Source organism: Bacillota bacterium (assembly GCA_040754675.1).
Lineage (GTDB): Bacteria > Bacillota > Limnochordia > Limnochordales > Geochordaceae > Geochorda.
Genome location: JBFMCJ010000028.1, coordinates 1 through 17,409 on the forward strand (window position 1 = coordinate 1; position 17,409 = coordinate 17,409).

Annotated in this window: 18 protein-coding genes and 2 pseudogenes; 14 read left to right on the forward strand and 6 right to left on the reverse strand. The window is 67.9% G+C overall.

Annotation, left to right across the window (positions count from 1 at the left end; genetic code table 11):
• The first annotated feature begins 300 nt into the window (after positions 1-300).
• From AB1609_03115 to AB1609_03130, 4 genes and pseudogenes are all read left to right on the forward strand, one after another.
• Complete coding sequence (locus AB1609_03115) at positions 301-477, forward strand: metalloregulator ArsR/SmtB family transcription factor (protein ID MEW6045458.1); 177 nt, start codon at positions 301-303, stop codon at positions 475-477.
• A gap of 296 nt (positions 478-773) precedes the next feature.
• Positions 774-1,562, forward strand: a pseudogene (arsM, locus tag AB1609_03120) (arsenite methyltransferase).
• Positions 1,563-1,640: 78 nt separating this feature from the next.
• Positions 1,641-2,081 carry an arsenic resistance N-acetyltransferase ArsN2 gene (arsN2, locus tag AB1609_03125; GenBank protein MEW6045459.1) on the forward strand — a complete coding sequence of 147 codons (441 nt, stop codon included), beginning with the start codon at positions 1,641-1,643 and terminating at the stop codon, positions 2,079-2,081.
• 93 nt (positions 2,082-2,174) lie between these two features.
• Positions 2,175-3,116 carry a radical SAM protein gene (locus AB1609_03130; GenBank protein ID MEW6045460.1) on the forward strand — a complete coding sequence of 314 codons (942 nt, stop codon included), beginning with the start codon at positions 2,175-2,177 and terminating at the stop codon, positions 3,114-3,116.
• Positions 3,117-3,190: 74 nt separating this feature from the next.
• Here the strand turns inward: AB1609_03130 and AB1609_03135 are convergent, their stop codons facing one another.
• Positions 3,191-4,600 carry a tryptophanase gene (locus AB1609_03135; protein ID MEW6045461.1) on the reverse strand — a complete coding sequence of 470 codons (1,410 nt, stop codon included), beginning with the start codon at positions 4,598-4,600 and terminating at the stop codon, positions 3,191-3,193.
• Positions 4,601-5,146: 546 nt separating this feature from the next.
• Here AB1609_03135 and AB1609_03140 point away from each other — a divergent pair.
• The 4 genes from AB1609_03140 to AB1609_03155 all read left to right on the forward strand — a co-directional run bounded on the left by AB1609_03140 (position 5,147) and on the right by AB1609_03155 (position 7,584).
• On the forward strand, positions 5,147-6,277 hold the full coding sequence (locus AB1609_03140; GenBank protein ID MEW6045462.1) for an exo-alpha-sialidase: 1,131 nt from the start codon (positions 5,147-5,149) through the stop codon (positions 6,275-6,277).
• The gene (locus tag AB1609_03145; GenBank protein MEW6045463.1) at positions 6,274-6,621 is read left to right on the forward strand and encodes a hypothetical protein; all 348 of its coding nucleotides are present in this window, start codon (positions 6,274-6,276) and stop codon (positions 6,619-6,621) included. Before AB1609_03140 ends, AB1609_03145 begins: the two co-directional genes overlap by 4 nt.
• Before the next feature lie 214 nt (positions 6,622-6,835).
• On the forward strand, positions 6,836-7,144 hold the full coding sequence (locus AB1609_03150; protein ID MEW6045464.1) for a hypothetical protein: 309 nt from the start codon (positions 6,836-6,838) through the stop codon (positions 7,142-7,144).
• Positions 7,141-7,584, forward strand: coding sequence for a type II toxin-antitoxin system VapC family toxin (locus tag AB1609_03155; GenBank protein ID MEW6045465.1), 444 nt, complete (start codon positions 7,141-7,143; stop codon positions 7,582-7,584). Before AB1609_03150 ends, AB1609_03155 begins: the two co-directional genes overlap by 4 nt.
• A gap of 85 nt (positions 7,585-7,669) precedes the next feature.
• Here the strand turns inward: AB1609_03155 and AB1609_03160 are convergent, their stop codons facing one another.
• The 3 genes from AB1609_03160 to AB1609_03170 all read right to left on the reverse strand — a co-directional run bounded on the left by AB1609_03160 (position 7,670) and on the right by AB1609_03170 (position 9,209).
• On the reverse strand, positions 7,670-8,080 hold the full coding sequence (locus AB1609_03160) for a GntR family transcriptional regulator (protein ID MEW6045466.1): 411 nt from the start codon (positions 8,078-8,080) through the stop codon (positions 7,670-7,672).
• 201 nt (positions 8,081-8,281) lie between these two features.
• Entirely contained in the window at positions 8,282-8,716 is a 435-nt protein-coding gene (locus AB1609_03165; protein MEW6045467.1) for a DUF86 domain-containing protein, read from the reverse strand.
• Positions 8,646-9,209, reverse strand: coding sequence for a nucleotidyltransferase domain-containing protein (locus AB1609_03170; protein MEW6045468.1), 564 nt, complete (start codon positions 9,207-9,209; stop codon positions 8,646-8,648). The genes AB1609_03165 and AB1609_03170 overlap by 71 nt, the downstream gene beginning before the upstream one ends.
• A gap of 156 nt (positions 9,210-9,365) precedes the next feature.
• On the opposite strand from AB1609_03170, the gene AB1609_03175 reads away from it, so the two are divergent.
• The 5 genes from AB1609_03175 (at position 9,366) to AB1609_03195 (ending at position 13,517) form a co-directional block, all read left to right on the forward strand.
• A complete protein-coding gene (locus AB1609_03175; GenBank protein ID MEW6045469.1) occupies positions 9,366-9,557 on the forward strand; it encodes a hypothetical protein in 192 nt (63 codons plus the stop codon).
• A gap of 30 nt (positions 9,558-9,587) precedes the next feature.
• Positions 9,588-10,577, forward strand: a complete 990-nt coding sequence (locus AB1609_03180) for a hypothetical protein (protein ID MEW6045470.1) — start codon at positions 9,588-9,590, stop codon at positions 10,575-10,577.
• Between the two features lie 13 nt (positions 10,578-10,590).
• On the forward strand, positions 10,591-11,508 hold the full coding sequence (locus tag AB1609_03185; GenBank protein ID MEW6045471.1) for an ABC transporter ATP-binding protein: 918 nt from the start codon (positions 10,591-10,593) through the stop codon (positions 11,506-11,508).
• A 14-nt stretch (positions 11,509-11,522) separates the two neighbouring features.
• Positions 11,523-12,632, forward strand: coding sequence for an ABC transporter permease (locus tag AB1609_03190; protein ID MEW6045472.1), 1,110 nt, complete (start codon positions 11,523-11,525; stop codon positions 12,630-12,632).
• Between the two features lie 147 nt (positions 12,633-12,779).
• Positions 12,780-13,517 (forward strand): LLM class flavin-dependent oxidoreductase, encoded by a 738-nt coding sequence (locus tag AB1609_03195; GenBank protein ID MEW6045473.1) that lies wholly within the window; start codon positions 12,780-12,782, stop codon positions 13,515-13,517.
• Here the strand turns inward: AB1609_03195 and AB1609_03200 are convergent.
• Both AB1609_03200 and AB1609_03205 read right to left on the reverse strand, forming a co-directional pair.
• Positions 13,486-14,400: pseudogene (locus tag AB1609_03200) on the reverse strand (DUF4058 family protein). The gene AB1609_03195 and the pseudogene AB1609_03200 overlap by 32 nt on opposite strands.
• Before the next feature lie 8 nt (positions 14,401-14,408).
• Positions 14,409-15,134 (reverse strand): class I SAM-dependent methyltransferase, encoded by a 726-nt coding sequence (locus AB1609_03205; GenBank protein ID MEW6045474.1) that lies wholly within the window; start codon positions 15,132-15,134, stop codon positions 14,409-14,411.
• Positions 15,135-15,367: 233 nt separating this feature from the next.
• On the opposite strand from AB1609_03205, the gene AB1609_03210 reads away from it, so the two are divergent.
• The gene (locus tag AB1609_03210) at positions 15,368-17,269 is read left to right on the forward strand and encodes an arginine--tRNA ligase (protein ID MEW6045475.1); all 1,902 of its coding nucleotides are present in this window, start codon (positions 15,368-15,370) and stop codon (positions 17,267-17,269) included.
• Positions 17,270-17,409: the final 140 nt, after the last annotated feature.

Consider the following 17,409-nt stretch of genomic DNA (forward strand, 5'->3'; position numbering starts at 1 on the left):
ATCGTCAGTCGAAGGTCGCCACCACAGGCGGGGGATAACACCTTGGTCCGCGGATATCGACGAGGCACCAAGGCCGCAGCCGTCGATGGCGAAGCAAGACACCGGTACAGCTTGGGGGCTACGCAGGTCATGGCGCACGGTGCGGTTGCGCCGGAAATGAGCGGCTGCTGTAAGTGCGTCATCCGGCCGCAAGTCAGTCCCCCCGAGCTGGCTCGGTGGGCCAGCATCTTCCGAGCCCTCGATGACCCCACCAGGCTGGGCATCCTTATGTCGCTCTCGGCACAGAGGTGACCCTTGTGCGTGTGCGATATCGTGGCGCAATTCCCGCAGGGGCAGCCGGCGATCTCCCATCACCTCAAGGTCTTGCGAGGTGCGGGCCTTGTCACGGCGGAACGGCGCGGTCTGTGGGTCTACTATCGGGTCTCGCCATCCGGGCTGATGGAGGCCTGGCGTGCCATTGGCCGGTTGATGCCGTGAGCCGGATCGGAAGCGTGATGCCGGGAGAGAGGATCGATAGAAGGGGCAGGCGAACCCAAGGGTATCGAACGACGTCAATACAGTCTCGCCCACAAAGCGCCTTTCTGAACGACCTCAGAGCCAACGGAGGGATAGCGATGGGCTTGTATCACTGAAGGAGCCTGGACGTGATTGCTCGAGACCGTCAGGAGCGGCTGCTGCGGGAAGCGGTGATGGGACGTCTTGGTTTACTGGTGGCGAGCTCGTAGGGGCGCACGCGTGGGTGTGTAGCTTCGCTGCGGAGAGGGGCAGAGCCCATGGAGCAGGTTCAGGGTCCAAAGAGACCTCGAGCGTTCCAGGCCGAGGATCCCGAGGCTATCGTCCGGGCGGTGCGAGAGCACTACGCTGAAGTCGCCACGCGCGCAGCCCGTTCGAGCAAGCGCCGGCAGGGATCGGGGGACGGCTGCTGCGGGCCTTTTGCCTACACGCCCGAGGAGCAGGCATCCCTCCCCGAGGAGGCCCTGGCAGCGTCAGCCGGCTGCGGCAACCCCCTAGCCCTGGCCCAGCTGTACCCCGGTGAGGTGGTGCTCGACCTGGGTTCGGGCGGCGGCATTGACGTCCTGCTGGCGGCCCGCCGGGTGGGGCCCGGCGGGTTCGTGTGGGGCCTGGACATGACCGATGAGATGCTGGCCCTTGCCGAACAGAACCGCCGCCGCAGCGGGCTCGATCATGTGGCGTTTCTGAAAGGGCGCATCGAGGCCGTGCCACTGCCCGACTCGTCAGTCGACGTGGTCATTTCAAACTGCGTGATCAACCTGTCCGTCGACAAGGCAGCCGTCCTTCGGGAAACGGCCCGGGTGCTGCGCCCGGGCGGCCGTCTTGCCGTATACGACGTCGTCGCCCGCAAGCCCCTTCCCGGCGCCGTGCGCCGCATGCCGCGAGCCTGGTCGCGGTGCGTGGCAGGCGCCCTGGGCATCGCCACGTACGAACGCCTGCTGCGGGAGGCAGGTCTCACCGACATCGAGATCCAGCCGGTCTCGACGCTGGAATCTACATGCTGCGGCGATACCCGCCAGCGCCTGCCCATCGCCAGCGCCTTCATCCGGGCCCGCAAACCCGGCCAGGTCGCCCTCGGCCCGGCGGAACTGAGCATCGAACCTGCATCCGGGGCCGACCTGCCCGCCATCCTGCACCTGCTCGAAAAGGCCGGCCTCCCGGCCGATGGCGTCGCCGAACACCTCGACGGCTTTTTCGTCGCCCGCCGCCGGCAGCAACCAGGAGCCTCCCTGGCAACCGCCATCCCCGCAGCAACCACCGTCATCGGCTGCGCCGGCATCGAACCGTACGGCTCCCAGGCGCTGCTCCGCTCGGTGGCGGTGACGCCGCCTCTGCAGAACGTGGGCGTTGGCAGGCGGCTCGTGGAGGCGGCCCTGGGGCGGGCAATCCAAAATGGGGCCACGGAGGTGTACCTGCTGACCACGACCGCGGAGGGTTACTTCGCTCGGCTGGGGTTCGAGCACGTCGAGCGGCAGGCCGTCTGCGGGCCGGTTACGTCCTCTGTGGAGTTTACTTCCGCGTGCCCGCAAAGCGCAGCCGTCATGCGCCGGAAGTCGGCCATCGCCTGACCCCGTGCTGAGCGCCCCGCGGCCACTCCCCGGGCGCGCCTTGTATGATCAGGGCGAGCCCCCACAGCGCGAAGGAGCGGAGGCCTGGCAGGCATGGGATCGGCAGCGCAGTCCTGGCAGCCGGCGTACCTGGCCCTCTACGAGTCCGGCGAGCTCGAGCGCCGGGCCGGGCGGGCCGTTGCCGCGCTCGAATCGTGCCGCCTATGCCCGCGCAACTGCGGCGCCAACCGCCTGGCCGACCAGCGCCGAACCTGCCGTACCGGGCGCTTTGCCCGGGTCTCGTCGGCCTTCCCGCACCACGGCGAGGAGCGGTGCCTGCGGGGATGGCGGGGCTCCGGCACCATCTTTTTCTCGTGGTGCAACCTGCGCTGCGTTTTCTGCCAGAACTCCGACATCAGCCAGGTCGGCGAAGGTACCGAGGTGACCGCCGAGGAGCTGGCCGCCCTCATGGTGCACCTGCAGGAGCTGGGCTGCCACAACATCAATCTGGTCACTCCCGAGCACGTCGTGCCTCAGGTGCTGGAGGCCTTGGTCATCGCCGTGCGCAACGGCCTGCGCCTCCCGCTCGTCTACAATACGTCCGCCTATGACTCGATGGAAAGCCTTGCGCTGCTCGACGGCGTCATCGATATCTACATGCCCGACTTCAAGGTGTGGGATCCCGGTGTCGCCCGCCGCCTGCTCAAGGCGCCCGACTACCCGGAGGTGGCCCGGCGCACCATCAAGGAAATGCATCGCCAGGTTGGCCCCCTCGCCATCGACCGGGATGGCCTCGCCCGCCGGGGCGTGCTGCTTCGCCACCTGGTGATGCCCCACGGCCTGGCTGGCACCGCTGAGATCATGCGGTGGGTCGCCCGGGAGCTTTCGCCGGACACCTACGTGAACATCATGGCCCAGTACCACCCGGCCGGCCGTGTGCTCGCCGAGCCGATGAGCTTCCCCCAACTCACCCGGCGCATCACCCGGTCCGAGTACGAGGCGGCTCTAGCCGCCTCCCGTCAGGCGGGGCTGTGGCGCCTGGACAAAGGGCCCTGACGCCACGGGCGGCTCTCTGGACGTGCCGTAGCCATTCCCGAGCGGAACGCGCTGTCCACAGCCGGGCGGCGAAGTCAGCCCACCGGTTCCAGTGTGCTGAGAAAGTGGCGCAGCACCGAAGCCTCGTGCACCAGACGGAGGCCGGGGATACACCGGCGGTTCGCAGCCAGTCGGGCCATGGTGTCCGCCACGTAGTCCATGTGGGCGTATGTGTAGACCCGGCGGGGGATGGCCAGGCGCAGGAGCTCCAGCGGCGGGTGGCGCCACCGGGCCGCCTCGGGCGCGCCGGGGGCGTCATTGTCCTCGGGCTCTGTCTCGCCCAGCGCGAGCGTTCCCAGGCCCGCACCGCGGATCCCGCCCTCGAGGTAGAGCGCCGCCGCCAGCGCCTCCGCAGGGAACCGGTCTCGGGGCAGGTGATCGAGGAACGCGCCGGCATCGACGTACACCCCGTGCCCGCCCGGGGGCTTCACCACCGGGACACCGACCCCGTCAAGAGCTTCGGCCAGATAGGCCACCTGCTCGAGGCGGGACATCAGGTACGCCTCGTCCAGGCCCTCCCGCAGCCCCTGGGCCATGGCTTCCAGGTCTCGGCCCGCCAGCCCCCCGTACGTCGGGAACCCCTCGAACAGCACGAGGCGTTCGAGACACGCCCGGTACAGGCGCTCGTCCAGTACGGCGATGAAGCCGCCTATGTTCACAAGAGCCGCCTTCTTTCCGCTCATGGTGCAGCCGTCGGCGAGTGCAAACATTTCCCGGGTAATGTCGAGAAGTTCCCTCGTGGCGTATCCCGCTTCCCGCTGCTTGATGAACAGGGCGTTTTCGGCGTAGCGCGCCGCGTCGATGATGAGCGGCAGGCCGTACTCCGAGGCCACTTCCCGCACCGCCCGCAGGTTCTCCAGAGAGACCGGCTGGCCGCCGTTGTTGTTCGAGGTGAGGGTGACGAGCACGAAGCTCACGTTGCCCGCCCCGATCTCCCCGATGGAGGCACGCAGGCGCGCCACATCCACGTTGCCTTTGAACGGGTGCTCGGCCTGCGGCTCGAGCCCTTCGGCAATCACGAACTCCGCGGGCCGGCCGCCCTTGTCCAAGATGTGGGCCCGGGTGGTGTCGAAGATGGTGTTGCCCGCCACCCACGTCCCCGGCCGGACGAGCACGCCGAACAGCACGTTTTCGGCCGCCCGCCCCTGGTGGGTGGGGATCACGTACGGGTAGCCGAAGATCTCCTCAACCGCCTCCCGGAGCCGGTGGAAGCTCGCGGAGCCGGCGTACGCCTCGTCCCCGACCATCAGGGCGGCCCACTGACTTGCGCTCATGGCCGAGGTGCCGCTGTCGGTGAGCAGGTCGATGAAGACGTCCTCGCTTCGGATGTTGAAGACGTTGTAGCCGGCTCGCTGCAGGACGGCCTCTCGTTCCTGGCGGGGCAGAAGGCGAATGGGCTCCACCATCTTGATGCGGAAGGGTTCGGGGTGCGGTTTTCTTGCCATGGCCGGGCCTCCCGTCTTGTGCGTGGCTCTGCTCGGCTCGACTGGATCGGGCCCGGCTCGGCTGGGCTCGCAGGTTCACTTTAAACCGGTCTCAGGCCATCTCTGAAGGGCGTGGAGTGAATCGCGCGCTCCGGGTCATCAAGCCCGAGGACGAAGATCCCACCCTCGGCACTGGCCATGGCGAGGATGGGTACGAGAGCCTGCGCGGGACGCATCTTCGCCCTTGCATCCTAAGCATAGGCAGACAGCCGGCATGTGAAAATAACGTCCGCACACGGATGAGCGCTGAGTCATACGGATTCCAGCCTCATCAGCAGGGTGCCTCGGCGTCGCCAGGCTTTCAACTCTACCTCCAGGGCCTTACCCTTCCTGTGGACGTGCATGGTGCAGCAGCATGGCTCGCCCTACCGGCTCGATGACAGCAATCGGGGAGAAGTACAGCCCGGCCCCTGTTCGCTACAATCGACTGTAGCCAGCACCAAACAGGCGGGCGAAGGCGGACCGCCATCGCCCGGCACTTCGCACGGTCAGGGGAGGGGCCACCGCATGGTGCGACTTCGGCTTCTCGTGGGGACCAGCAAAGGCGGTTTCATCCTGACCTCGGATGCGGCCCGAAAGCAGTGGGAGATCCAGGGCCCGCTGTTCGAAGGCTGGGAGGTCTATCACCTGCAGGCCTCCCCGAGCAGTCCGGATCGGATGTGGGCTTCCCTGTGGACGGCCTGGTACGGCAACGTCATCCAGCAAAGCCGCGACGGCGGCCAGACGTGGCAGGCCGCGGGTAACGCCTTCGAACTCGAGCCCCCGCTTCACGCCTACAAGGCCCTCGGGGGCGCCACGCAGGCGTGGAGGTTCCGGCGGGTGTGGAAGCTCGCTCCGGCGCCGCCCGACCCCTACGGCCCGGATGCGCTCCTCGCAGGGGCAGAGGACGCCGCCATTTTCCGCTCCGCCGACGGTGGCCAGACGTGGCAGGAACTGCCCGGCCTGCGCCAGCATCCCACTCACGAGCACTGGGAACCAGGTGCCGGCGGCCTGTGCCTTCACACGCTGCTCATCGACCCGTCGAACCCCCGGCGCCTCTTCGCCGCCATCTCGGCGGCGGGGGCGTTTCGCTCCGACGACGGCGGCCAGACGTGGCGACCGATTAACCGGGGGCTGCGCTCGATCCACACGCCCGACCCCGAACCTGAGGCCGGCTACTGCGTCCACTGCCTGGCCGTACATCCCGCCCGCCCCCACGTCCTCTTCATGCAAAAGCATCCCGGCGTCTACCGCAGCGACGATGCGGGGGAGAGCTGGCGCAACGTCTCCGAGGGGCTGCCCTCGTCGTTCGGCTTTCCCATCGCGGTGCACGCCCACGAGCCCGACACGGTCTACGTCATTCCCATGAAGGACGACGAGCGCCACTTCCCCATCGACGGCGCGCTGAAGGTGTGGCGCAGCCGGGACGGGGGCGGTACGTGGGAACCGCTCGCCCGGGGGCTGCCCGGCCGGCACTTCTACGGGAACGTGCTGCGCGGCGCAATGGCCGTGGATCGCCTCGATCCGTGTGGGGTGTACTTCGGCACCACCACCGGCGAACTCTACGCCAGCCGCGACGGCGGCGAATCGTGGGAGGCCCTGGCTTCACATCTTCCGCGAATCCTGTCCGTCGAGGCGCAGATGGTGGGAACCGTGTGAGCACCGTTCGGATCCGGGTGGTACTCCCCGGGCACCTCGCCCGCCTGGCAGGAGCCGGCGGGCGGGTGGCGGAGGTGACGGTGGAGGCCGAGGCGCCCGGGCCGGGCGCGCTGCCCACGGTGGGAGCGGCGGTTTACGCCCTTGAGCGGGCTTACCCGGCATTGCGCGGCACCCTGACGGCGATGGACCCTGCTCCGCCCGGCGCAGCGCGCCTGAGGCCGTACCTCCGGGTTTTCGCCGCCTCCCAGGACCTGACGCCGGGCGGCCTGGCCGTGCCCCTCCCCGCCGAGGTGCTGTCAGGGGCCGAGCCGCTGCGCATCGTGGGCGCCATCGCCGGCGGGTAGTGTGGGCACTTGAGCGGCGGCTCATGCCGCGTTCAGCAACCCTGCCGGCTGGCAACGGTCCCGCAGCGGGACGCCGGCCAGATCTCCACGGTTCCGGCCTGCGCGAACGGCTTCATGAACGTCTCGATCCGCTCCGGCCCGTCCGCTTCCAGGCCTCCCCCGAACAATTGACCATATAATGACTACGTGGTATACGTGGTATAGGTGAAGGCGAGTGCGCCGCAAAAGGGTCGAAAGCACTGTTTACCTTGGCCGGGAACTGGTCCGCCAGCTTGCGGAATACCGGCGCCGTTTCGCCATCCCTCCATCAGCCAGTGCCGTGGTGAGAGAGGCCCTGGCGCGCTACCTGGCAGACGAGATCGGCGTGCGGGATCTCCCGCCGGGCGAGTGGGTCCGTGCGACGGAACCTCTATTGAGCCGACTGAAGCAGCAAGGGGTTCACGTTACGACTGAGGCCATCCTGGAAGCGATTCGCGTCTCTGAGGAGCAGCGGACACGCGCCATGCTGGGTGGAGAGGGATGAGCGCCGTCATCGACGCTTCGGTGGTTGTGCGAGCGGTCCTTCCCGGGCAGCCTCATCACGACGCTGTCCATTCATGGCTCTCTACGCAGCAGGACTTACTCGCCCCACGGCTGATTTGGTATGAAGTGACAACCGCCATCCGTCGGCTTGAGCATGCCGGTGTGATCGACACAGAGACCGGGTCATCCGCTCTGGAAGCGGCGCTTCAGTTGCGGATTCGCGTTGAAGCCCCGCGGCAGATCTACTTCGATGCGCTGTCCCTGGCCCGCGCGCTGCAGCTGTCGCGCACCCACGATGCGGTTTACCTGGCCGTTGCGCGCCTGCACCGTAGCCCCCTCGTCACGCTGGACGAGCGCCTCCTCCACAACGCGCGCTCCCACGGGTACGACGTCCGCCATCCGGCTGAGCTGGCGGGCGGTTCGACTCCCATTCCCCGGTAATGCCGTTCCGGAGAGCCTGCGCTTGATCAGCTCGGTGGCTTCCACCAGCCACTCCTGCGATTGCCTCGTCATTGCGGCTCCCTTCTCACCGCTGCGGCGCGGGGCTACCCTCCCGGAAGGCCCCCCGCACCATCTCCACCGCCTCGTCCTCGCCGATGCCCAGGCCCCGGATCTCCCGGACGAACGCGAGGACGGCGTCCCTTGCCATCTCCGAACGGAGCCGGGCGCGGAGCGCCCGGTTGTCTCTGACGAACGTCCCTTCGCCCCGGGCCGTCTCCACCAAGCCCAGCACCTCCATCTCCCGGAAGGCTCGCTGAACCGTATTGGGATTGACCCGCAAAATCTGCGCCAGCTCCCGCTGTGACGGGATCCGGCCGCCCGGCCTGAGGGCGCGCCGTGCCACTGCCCGCTTCATTTCGTCGATGATTTGGAGGTAGATGGGTCGTGGCGACTCCACATCGATGCGCCAGTCGAGTGCAACAATCGTCGCTGTCACCTCCGTCCCCCCGGCTTGCACCAGCGAGGGATCCGCCCCGACGTGGTGCACTACAGTACTGCACGCCTCCACTACGATGCAAGGGTTGCCGAAGGGGTAGGGTGGGGACCCCCCCAAGGGCAGCCTGTGAATAGCGGGCCGGCCCGTGCCTACCTGAGCGAGGCTACCGGTTGTGGAAAAAGGCGAAGCTCCCGGAGCGCTCTAAGTGCGAGGCGGCGGCGACGCAGGCAGCGTGCCCGTCCGTTGCAGGTATGAGGTCACAGAAGCTACGAAGGCCCGGATGTCGTTCAACTCGGAGAGGCTGTGATGTACCTTTTCCGGAACGACGTCGGCATACCCGTGCACCAGCAGGTTCCGGAACCCCGCCATCGCTTCCAGCCTCTGCCCGAGTGAAGCCTCGAGGATACCCCTGTGCACCAACGCCCGGAACACATCTCGGTAGGTGTCCGGCACCGGCTCCGGGAAATCTGCCAGAACGTGCAAGGCGAGGTCGAGGCACGCCTGAATGGCTACCTCGAAGTTGCGCTCGACCCGGTCCTGCAGGTCAGGGTCAGCCACGTACTCCTCAAGGGACGTGCCGGCTACCTTCTCCAGCCGATCCAGTCGCTTCTCGATCACGCCCAGAAGCCGCAGCACTGTCGCGACCTCCGCCACCAAACCGTCCCTCCTTGACCCGATGCAGCATGGCACGAGTGAAGAGCTCCCTCACCGGCCCCATGTCGATCCACCGGCGGACGTGCTCCACGTAGAAGAGCGCACGTGCCCTCTCGTCGCGACAGAAAAGGAGCCGGCCATGCCGAAGCACGTTGTGGGCCAGAGCGAGAGGGGCGTGGTTTAGCACGACCACGTCAACCGGGCGCCGCACCGCAGCCTCCAGCTCTGCCGCCAATTCGAGACCCCGGTCCAACGCCGCCACCGGATCGGGATCGCGGGACGCAACGTGCACAAGCCAGACGGCCACATCGATGTCACTGGTCGCTCGCGCCCGCCCCTTGGCCATAGAGCCGAAGAGATAGGCGAAGGCAACGTCGTCCTGGGCAACGAGAATGTCCCGCAGCACCTCGGTCAGGTGTGCGGGCGTCTGCCCGGCAGGTCTTACGACCGGGTGATGCTGCCCTGTGCGCTTCACGGTGGCCATAACTCGTTCACGGACGCGATCATATCACGGCAAGGCCAAGGAGCGACCGGCTCGCCCGGCGCAGCCTCGGGGCCGGAGAAGAGAAGCCGAGCCGCACCCGATCACGGCTCGGGCCTTTTCTCGTCCAGCGGTGGACCCGGCATCGTGTTGGCCGACGGGCCAACCGCCAACCTCGACGACGGGAGCAGCGTCTGGGCGCCCGAGGCGCGACACCGAGTCACCGGCGCCGTAACGGCTTCGTTTCGGCTCGTCGTGTTCCAGGGCGGCACTTCCACGGAGTACGGCGCCTCGCCGCGCGCATGGAGCGTGCAGGTGAGCCTGGCCAGTTCCTTGGAATGATTGGCGACGAACGGAAAGGAAGGGAAAGCCATGAGCGACAGCGTTCTGGCATACGGGGTGCTGGCAGCCATCTGTCTTGGCCTACTGGTATCGGCTGCGGCGGCATCGCCCGCGCTCGGGCGCCCCTTTGTGGCGCCCCTTGTCGATTTGGACGCTCTGGTCGTGGGGGCGGAGGCGGGCGTTGAGACGCTCCCTTACGATGCCCGAGTGGCGGCTGGCGTCGGTTGGGGCTTCGAGACCGCACGGCTCCACTGGCGGCTGCGGGCCGGCCTGCCGCTGGGCTTGAGCGCCACGGCCCGGCTGGGCTACCAGGACTGGCCGGAAGGGTACCTCCTGGGGCAGGCCCGGGAACAGGGGTTCGAAGGCGCTTTCTCGTGGGAACCCAACTGGCGTACCCAGGTGGCCGGGCGGCTGTTTTACGGGCGCGTGGGACAGACCGCCGAACTCCTCGACCGGCAGGTGAGCTATGGCTGGTTGCAGCACGACGGCCGCCTCGTCTATTCGTGGCCCCTCGAGGTGCGGGCGAGGACGGAAGTCGTGTACGGGCGGGCAGCCCCCTACCCTCCTGCAGCGGGGCAGGACGGGTCCTTCTATGCCCTCAGCGTGACGTTGCCGGTGCGCCTTGAGCACCTGCACGTCATCCCGCGCCTGGGCTACTCGGCGGGAGAGCAGGTGCTGCCGGGTTTCCGCTACCGGCTCGGGGGCTATGGCGACGGCTGGCTGCGGGCGTACGGACCGGGCGCTTTTTCGGGGCCCATCCTGCTCAACGGGACCGTCGAATACCGTAGGCCCTGGCTTGAGGCGCTACCGGTCCCGGTGCTCTCCCAGCTCGAAGGGGGGCCTTTCCTCGATGCCGGCACGACGGCCTCGCACGGCACCGCTTGGGTCCAGCTCGAGTGGCAACACAGCTACGGCCTGACGGCGGCGTTACCGCTTTCCGGCATCCTGCTGGGGATGGACCTGGCCTGGAACGAGCAGGGCCACTTTCGGGCCGGGCTGCGGGCGAGCGACGAGTTTTGAGGAGTGGTGCGGGATGGCCGCCATCGTGGTAGAGGGGCTCGTCAAGCGATACCGGGATCTGTTGGCCGTCGACGGCGTCAGCTTCACGGTCGAGGACGGGGAGATCTTCGCGCTCCTCGGCCCCAACGGCGCGGGCAAGACGACGACGCTCGAAATCCTGGAGGGCCTGCGGACGGCGGACGCAGGGAGAGCAGTGGTGGCGGGCGTGGACGTGCGGCGCCACCCGCGGCAGGTGAAGGCGCGCATCGGAGTCCAGCTCCAGGACGCCGGGTTCTTCAATTTGCTCACCGTGCAGGAGACGGTCGGGCTGTTTGCCAGCTTCCATCCCCACCCTCGCCCGGTGGAGAGCGTGCTCGAAGAACTGAGCCTGCAAGAAAAGCGCCGGGCGCTGGTACGGGACCTGTCGGGCGGCCAGCGCCAGCGACTCTCCATCGCGTGCGCCCTGGTGGGCGACCCCCACATCCTTTTCCTTGATGAGCCGACCACCGGCCTCGACCCGCAGGCCCGGCGCGCGCTGTGGGAGGTGATCCGGGAAATCCGCAACCGGGGGCGCACGGTGGTGCTGACCACCCATTATATGGAAGAGGCTCAGGTGCTGTGCGATCGGGTGGCCATCATGGATCGCGGGCGGTTGCTGGCCGCCGGCACCCCTGACGAACTCATCGGCCGATTCGTGCCGGAAGACCGCATTCACGTCGCCCTCGGGCCGCAGGCGGCCAGCGCCGCCGCCGAGTCGCTGCCGGGCGTCAGCCGGGTAGATAAGGGCGAGAACGGAACGGTGGTGCTGGTCACACGGCAGGTCGCCGTCGTGCTCCAGCACCTGGTCTCGACGGCATCGGGCGGTCAGCTGGACCTGGCCAGCCTCCGGGTCGACCGGGGCACCCTGGAAGACGTCTTTTTGCAGCTCACCGGGCGCAGGCTGCGGGATTGAAGGGCGGGCGTACGATGCGAGGCTTTCTTGCGGTGGCGGCCATGAGCTTTCGGGTCTGGTGGCGGGACCGATCGTCCGCCTTCTGGGGCGTGGTCTTTCCTCTCATGTTGATGGGACTCCTGGGTAGCGCCTTTGGACGGCCGGAGTCGCTGACCTTCACGGTGGGGTTCGTCGGGCCGGCGGCCTCGGAGGGGGGCGATGTTCCGGGTTCCCTGGCATCCGTCGTGCGGCAGGCGCTGGGCGCCGTTCCGGTCCTCAAAGTCGTGGATGAACCCCGGGAGCAGGCCCTGGCTACCCTGCGCAAGGGGGACCGGACCCTGGTGGTGGAGGTGGCGCCGGAGACGGCGGGTGGGACGGCAGGCGCAGGGCGGCCTCTCAGGGTCGACCTCTACTTCGACGAGGCGCACGAGCAGGCGGGACAGGCTGCCATTGCGGTGGTGCAGGAGGCGCTGCGGCGCATCGAGCAGGCGATGACTGGTGCCCCCCGGCTCTTTTCGGTGTCGACGTACTCGGTGACGGGGCGGCAGTTTCGCATGTTCGACTTTCTGCTACCGGGCGTCATGGCCATGAGCATCATGCAGACGGGGCTTTTGGGAGTGAGCTGGTCCATCGCCGACTACCGGGAGCGGCGGGTGCTCAAACGGGTGCTGGCCACGCCTTTTCATCCGATGGGCTTTTTGGGCGGGCTGTTGACCCGGTTCACGCTGGTGACGCTGCTGCAGTCCGTGCTTATCTTCACGGTTGGCGTCTACGGGTTCGGAGCCAGGGTGGTCGGGAGCGTGTGGGTGCTCTTCTTGCTGGCCGGCCTGGGGTCCGTGGCGTTCCTATCCGTGGGGCTGGCCATCTCCACGCTGGCCCCCACCGCCGAGTCGGCCAACATCATCGGGAGCCTGCTCAACTTCCCCATGATGTTTCTTTCGGGCACCTTCTGGCCCAAGGAGATCATGCCGGCGTTCATGCAGCCCCTCGTGGGGGTGTTGCCGCTCACGCCCTTGATCGACAGCATGCGGGCGGTCTCCACGGAGGGAGCGAGCCTGGCACCGTATGCAGGGGGGCTCCTTTATCTGGCGGCGTGGGGAGGGGCGGCCCTCGCCATCGCTGCCTGGCGGTTCCGGTGGGAATGACCGCCCGGCGTGTACCGATAGGGGCGGCAAAAGAGGCAGGGTTCGCACGGGCCTGGGTGGAGCCCGCCGTGGGACGCCAGGACGCTGGGGGAGTTCGCACGGGCGGCCGAGGCCGCCGGATGGGACGGAGTGTTCCTCGAAGACTAGATCGTCTACCAGGGCAAGCACGGCACCCCCACGTACGACCCCTGGATCGCTCTGGCGGCCATGGCGATGCGCACGGAGCGGATTCGTTTGGGAACGCTGGTCACGCCCTTGAGCCGGCGCCGCCCGTGGAAAGTGGCGCGGGAGAGCGTGACGATCGACCACCTGTCCGGCGGGCGGCTGGTGCTCGGCGTGGGGCTGGGGGACGGGAACGACGCTGCGTTTACCGATTTCGGCGAAACGTCCGACCTGCGCACCCGGGCCAGGATGCTGGACGAGGCGCTGGAGGTGTTGGCGGGGCTGTGGAGCGGCCGGCCGTTCAGCTTTGAGGGGGAGTTTTACCGGGTCAAAGAGATCACGCTGCTGCCCCCGCCTCTCCAGCGGCCCCGTCCCCCCATCTGGGTCGGAGGGATCTGGCCTCGCAAGGGCGCGGTGCGGCGGGCGGCGCGATGGGACGGGGCGAGCTTCTACAAACTGCCCGGTGAGACGCTTTCTGACGAGATGACCGCAGAGGACGTGGGGGCGCTGAAGGCGTCCATACAGGCCTTCCGGAAGAACGACGCGCCCTTTGACATCGTCATCGGAGGCAACGCCCGTCGGGGCGACTGGGAGGCCGAGCGGCTCCTCATCCGATCGGCGGCCGAGGCGGGCGCCACGTGGTGGGTGGAGTGGGTGCCTCCGGGCGAACCCGGCGCCATGCTGCAGTGTATCACCTGCGGCCCTCTGCGGTTTGACGCGTGATCGCAGAGCCGAAGCCCTGGACACCGAGGGCAACATCCCGCACCCACGCTGCATCCTCGGGGGAGAGCGGCGGGGGCGGGTCGGACTTATAGTCGATGCGTAGCGCGTAGCCCCCGTCCTCGTATACGCGGTCCAGCGCGGCCTTTCAGACCACCGGGGGTTCAGGATCCCCCGGACGCAGCAGCAACGGGAAGACGGGAATGGCATCGCGTACGCCAAACACGTACATGTCGGCGTCCGGATAGCGAACGGCGCGGCTGACGAGAATGCTGTAGATCCCTGGCCTACGGGGCTGCTCAACCGGCATGGGGTCGCCCGCCCGTAACAGATCGATTTCCACGAGGTTGGTCCCGGAGTCGAAGATGACCGCTCTCTTGTCGAGATACGAGCGCCTCCCATTGCCCGGCTGCTTGTTCGAATGGGAGAGGAGCTCGATAACCGTGATGACTTCGCCACCTGACGCATCCCGGATTTCCAGATAAGGTTCGCGCTCCACCTGCGGCCCGGGAAGACGAACGGTGGCCGGATCCCGCCCTGCTGCAGCCGCCGGTGCGGCGTAGCTCGCCACCTCAGTCTCCTGGGCAACCGTCACGTCCGGGCGCCCCTCGAAGCGCTGGCGGCGGCCAGCTTGCCCGGCGAGCGCGTACATGCGCTCTTCGACCTCGACGTAATAGCGCGGGCGGATTTGGGGGCCGATGAGGTTCGCCAACGCTACAACGAGCCGATGATGCACGCTCGGCCATAGGGCAGCCTGTTCCAGATAGGGATCCATACCTGGAAACGGGGATGGCATCCGCACCGGCCTCCCTTCTTCCCGACGCGTCCTCCCATTCGCCCGAAGGACCGCCCGCGCCTTCCCCACAGCCTCTACCCGTAAGGGCATTGTCGCCGTCAGGCCGTTTTGGATGCCAGGAAGAAGGCCCGCGCCGGGCCGTAGGGTTCGTGCACGGATACCTGTCGAAAGCCTGCCCGTTCGAGGGCGCTTCGCACCTCGTCCTGGGAGTACTCGCGCTGGAACAGGCTCACGTCCTTACGTCGCCAGCTCCCCCTCTCCAGCCGGAACAGTGTGAAGTCCATGCGGGCCAATCGCTTTGACGGATCGTAGCTGGAGCGGGAGATGAACGCGTGGTCATCCCCCACCCGGGCCTCCATCCCGCCGGCCCAGCGGGTCTTGTATCCCAGCTCCGTGTTGAGGTCGAACAGAAAGAGCCCACCGGGTAATAGCGCCGCGTGGACGTTTCGAAAAGCGGCCGTGAGTTCGTCCAGGGACATGACGTGGTTGAGGCTGTCGTAGAGGGACAGCGCGGCATGGAAGGTGCGGGAGAGGCTGAACGAACGGGCGTGGGCCACGGTGAACTCGGCTCGGGGCGCGTTCTCCCGGGCGAAGGCCAGCATCTCGGGCGAACCGTCGAGGCCGGTGACGGAGTAGCCCCGTTCCGTCAAAAGACGGGCCATCTGGCCCGTTCCGCAGCAAACGTCCAGGATGCTGGCCCCTGCCGGCAGGTCGCACAGCACCAAGCCGCGCACGACGGGCCACACCCGGACGCTGAACTCGCCCCAGTACCGGTTGTAAAACCACGCCAGTTCATCGTAGTCCCGGTACGTGTCCGTCGTCATGACGCTACGACCCCCTCCCAGCCGATCCTTGACCGGGTAACTCGATTCTACTGGGTGACTTCGGAAACGCACAGGGTCTGGTAAGACCGGCGCCACGTGGTGGACGAAGTGGATGCCCCCGGCTGCGGATGGCTCCGTTGACGCATCGCCGGCTCCGTGGTAGACAGGAAGCGTCCCTGCACGTCGCGCCAGGACCGGAGCACGGGGTGCGGGCTTTGCAAAGGGGGACCCCCGTGACCCTGCGCCAGGAGATCGCGGCCCATGTCGACAAGGCCGCCCGTTCGCTCTTCGCCGAGGCCGGCAAAGAGTGGCCCCAGGAGCTTTCCATCGCCGTCGAGCAGCCGGCCCGCCTCGAGCACGGCGACTATGCCACCAACCTCGCACTCCAGCTGGCCCGCTACCTGCGGCGTCCGCCCATCCAGATCGCCAGCGAATTGGCTTCGAAGCTCTCTGGTGTCCCGTGGCTGGATAGGGTTGAGACCGCCCCGCCGGGTTTCGTGAACCTCTTCCTCGACTGGCAGAGCTGGGCCCGCAAAGGCCCTGCCTACAAGCCGCCCGCCGAGCGGGCCGCCGAGAAGGTGATCGTCGAGCACACCTCCGTCAACCCCAACAAGGCCGCCCACATCGGGCACCTGCGCAACGCCTGCGTCGGCGATACGCTCGCGCGCCTTTTGCGGCGGGCCGGGTATCGGGTTGAAGTGCACAACTACATCGACGACCTGGGCAACCAGGTGGCCGACACGGTGGTGGGCCTCCTGTACGTGCCCGTACAGGGCCACCACGACCGCTTGGGGGATTTCTGCTGGGACGTGTACGCCCGGGTGAGCCGGGCCTACGACCAGGACGAGGCGTTCAAGGCCAAGCGGGCCGAGGTGCTCCACGCCCTGGAGCAGGGCGGTAACAACACCGCCTGGCTCGGCAAGCTGGTCGCCGAGCGGATCGTCCGCGAACACACCGCCGAGATGGCCGAGTTCGGCATCCGCTACGACCTGCTGGTGTGGGAGAGCGACATCGTGCGGGAGGGGTTCTGGGCCGCCGCCTTCGAGCTGCTGCGACGGTCCCCCCTGTTCGTCAAGGAGACCCAGGGGCGCCTGGCAGGATGCTGGGTGCTCAAGCAGCCCGAGGCAGGCAGTGCACCAGCCGAGGAGGGCGGGCAAGCCGAAGTGGCGGCGGGGGACGAAGAGGCCGAGCACGTGGCCGACAAGGTACTGGTGCGTTCCAACGGCGTGCTCACCTACACGGCCAAAGACATCGCCTACCACCTGTGGAAGTTCGGCCTGCTGGGCAAAGACTTCCGGTACCGGCGCTTCTCGGACGGGCTGTGGACCACGGCCTCCGAGGGTGGCGAGCGGCCCTTTGCCAGGGCAAAGCGGGTGCTCAACGTCATCGACCGGCGGCAGGAGTACCCTCAGGCCATGGTCAGGCTGGCCCTCAAGGCGCTGGGGTTTGAGGAGGCGGCTGCTTCGCTGCACCACGTCTCCTACGGGGTGGTGAGCCTCAGCCCCGCGACGGCCGCCAGGCTGGGAATGGACACCTCCGACGGCAAGACCGCCTACGCCATGTCGGGGCGGCAGGGTATCGGCATCAAGATCCGGGAGCTCCTCGACCGGATGGAGCAGGCCATCGACCGGCAGCGGTCGCGGCGGGCGGGGCTTTCGAGCCGGGCCATCGCGGCCGGCGCCGTCCGGTACTTCCTGCTGCGCTACAACCTGGGCACCGAGATCGTCTTCGACATCGACAGCGCCCTGGACGTGCACGGCAACACGGGGCCGTACCTGATGTACGCGCACGCCCGGGCGTCGGGCATCCTGCGCAAGGCAGGGCTACCGGGCCGGGCCAGGCTTGAGGCGCCGTCAACGGTCCCCGCCGTCGCCCCGGCCGAGCGGGCGTTGCTGCGCCACCTGGCTGACTGGCCCGATACCGTGGAGGCAGCCGCTGCGGACTTCAACCCGACGCTTCTCAGTAGCTACGCCTTTTCGCTGGCTTCGCTGTTCACCGACTTTTACGAGGGCCTGCCCGTTTTGAAGGCGCCCGAGCCCGAGCGCTCGTTCCGGCTGTGGCTGGTGGCATCTGCCCGGTCGGTGCTCGCCGACGCGCTGGAGCTTCTGGGTTTGCCGGCCCCCCTGCGCATGTGACCCCGGCTCGGGCGAGCCCCAGCGACCGGCCTCAGGCGACGCGCCACCTGGCCCGCGAGCGCCGGTGTGCCTCATCGGCGGGCCCATATTCTTCGCGCGCAGGCTAGAGCAGGTCTCCCTGGGCCGCTCTTGAGATCTCT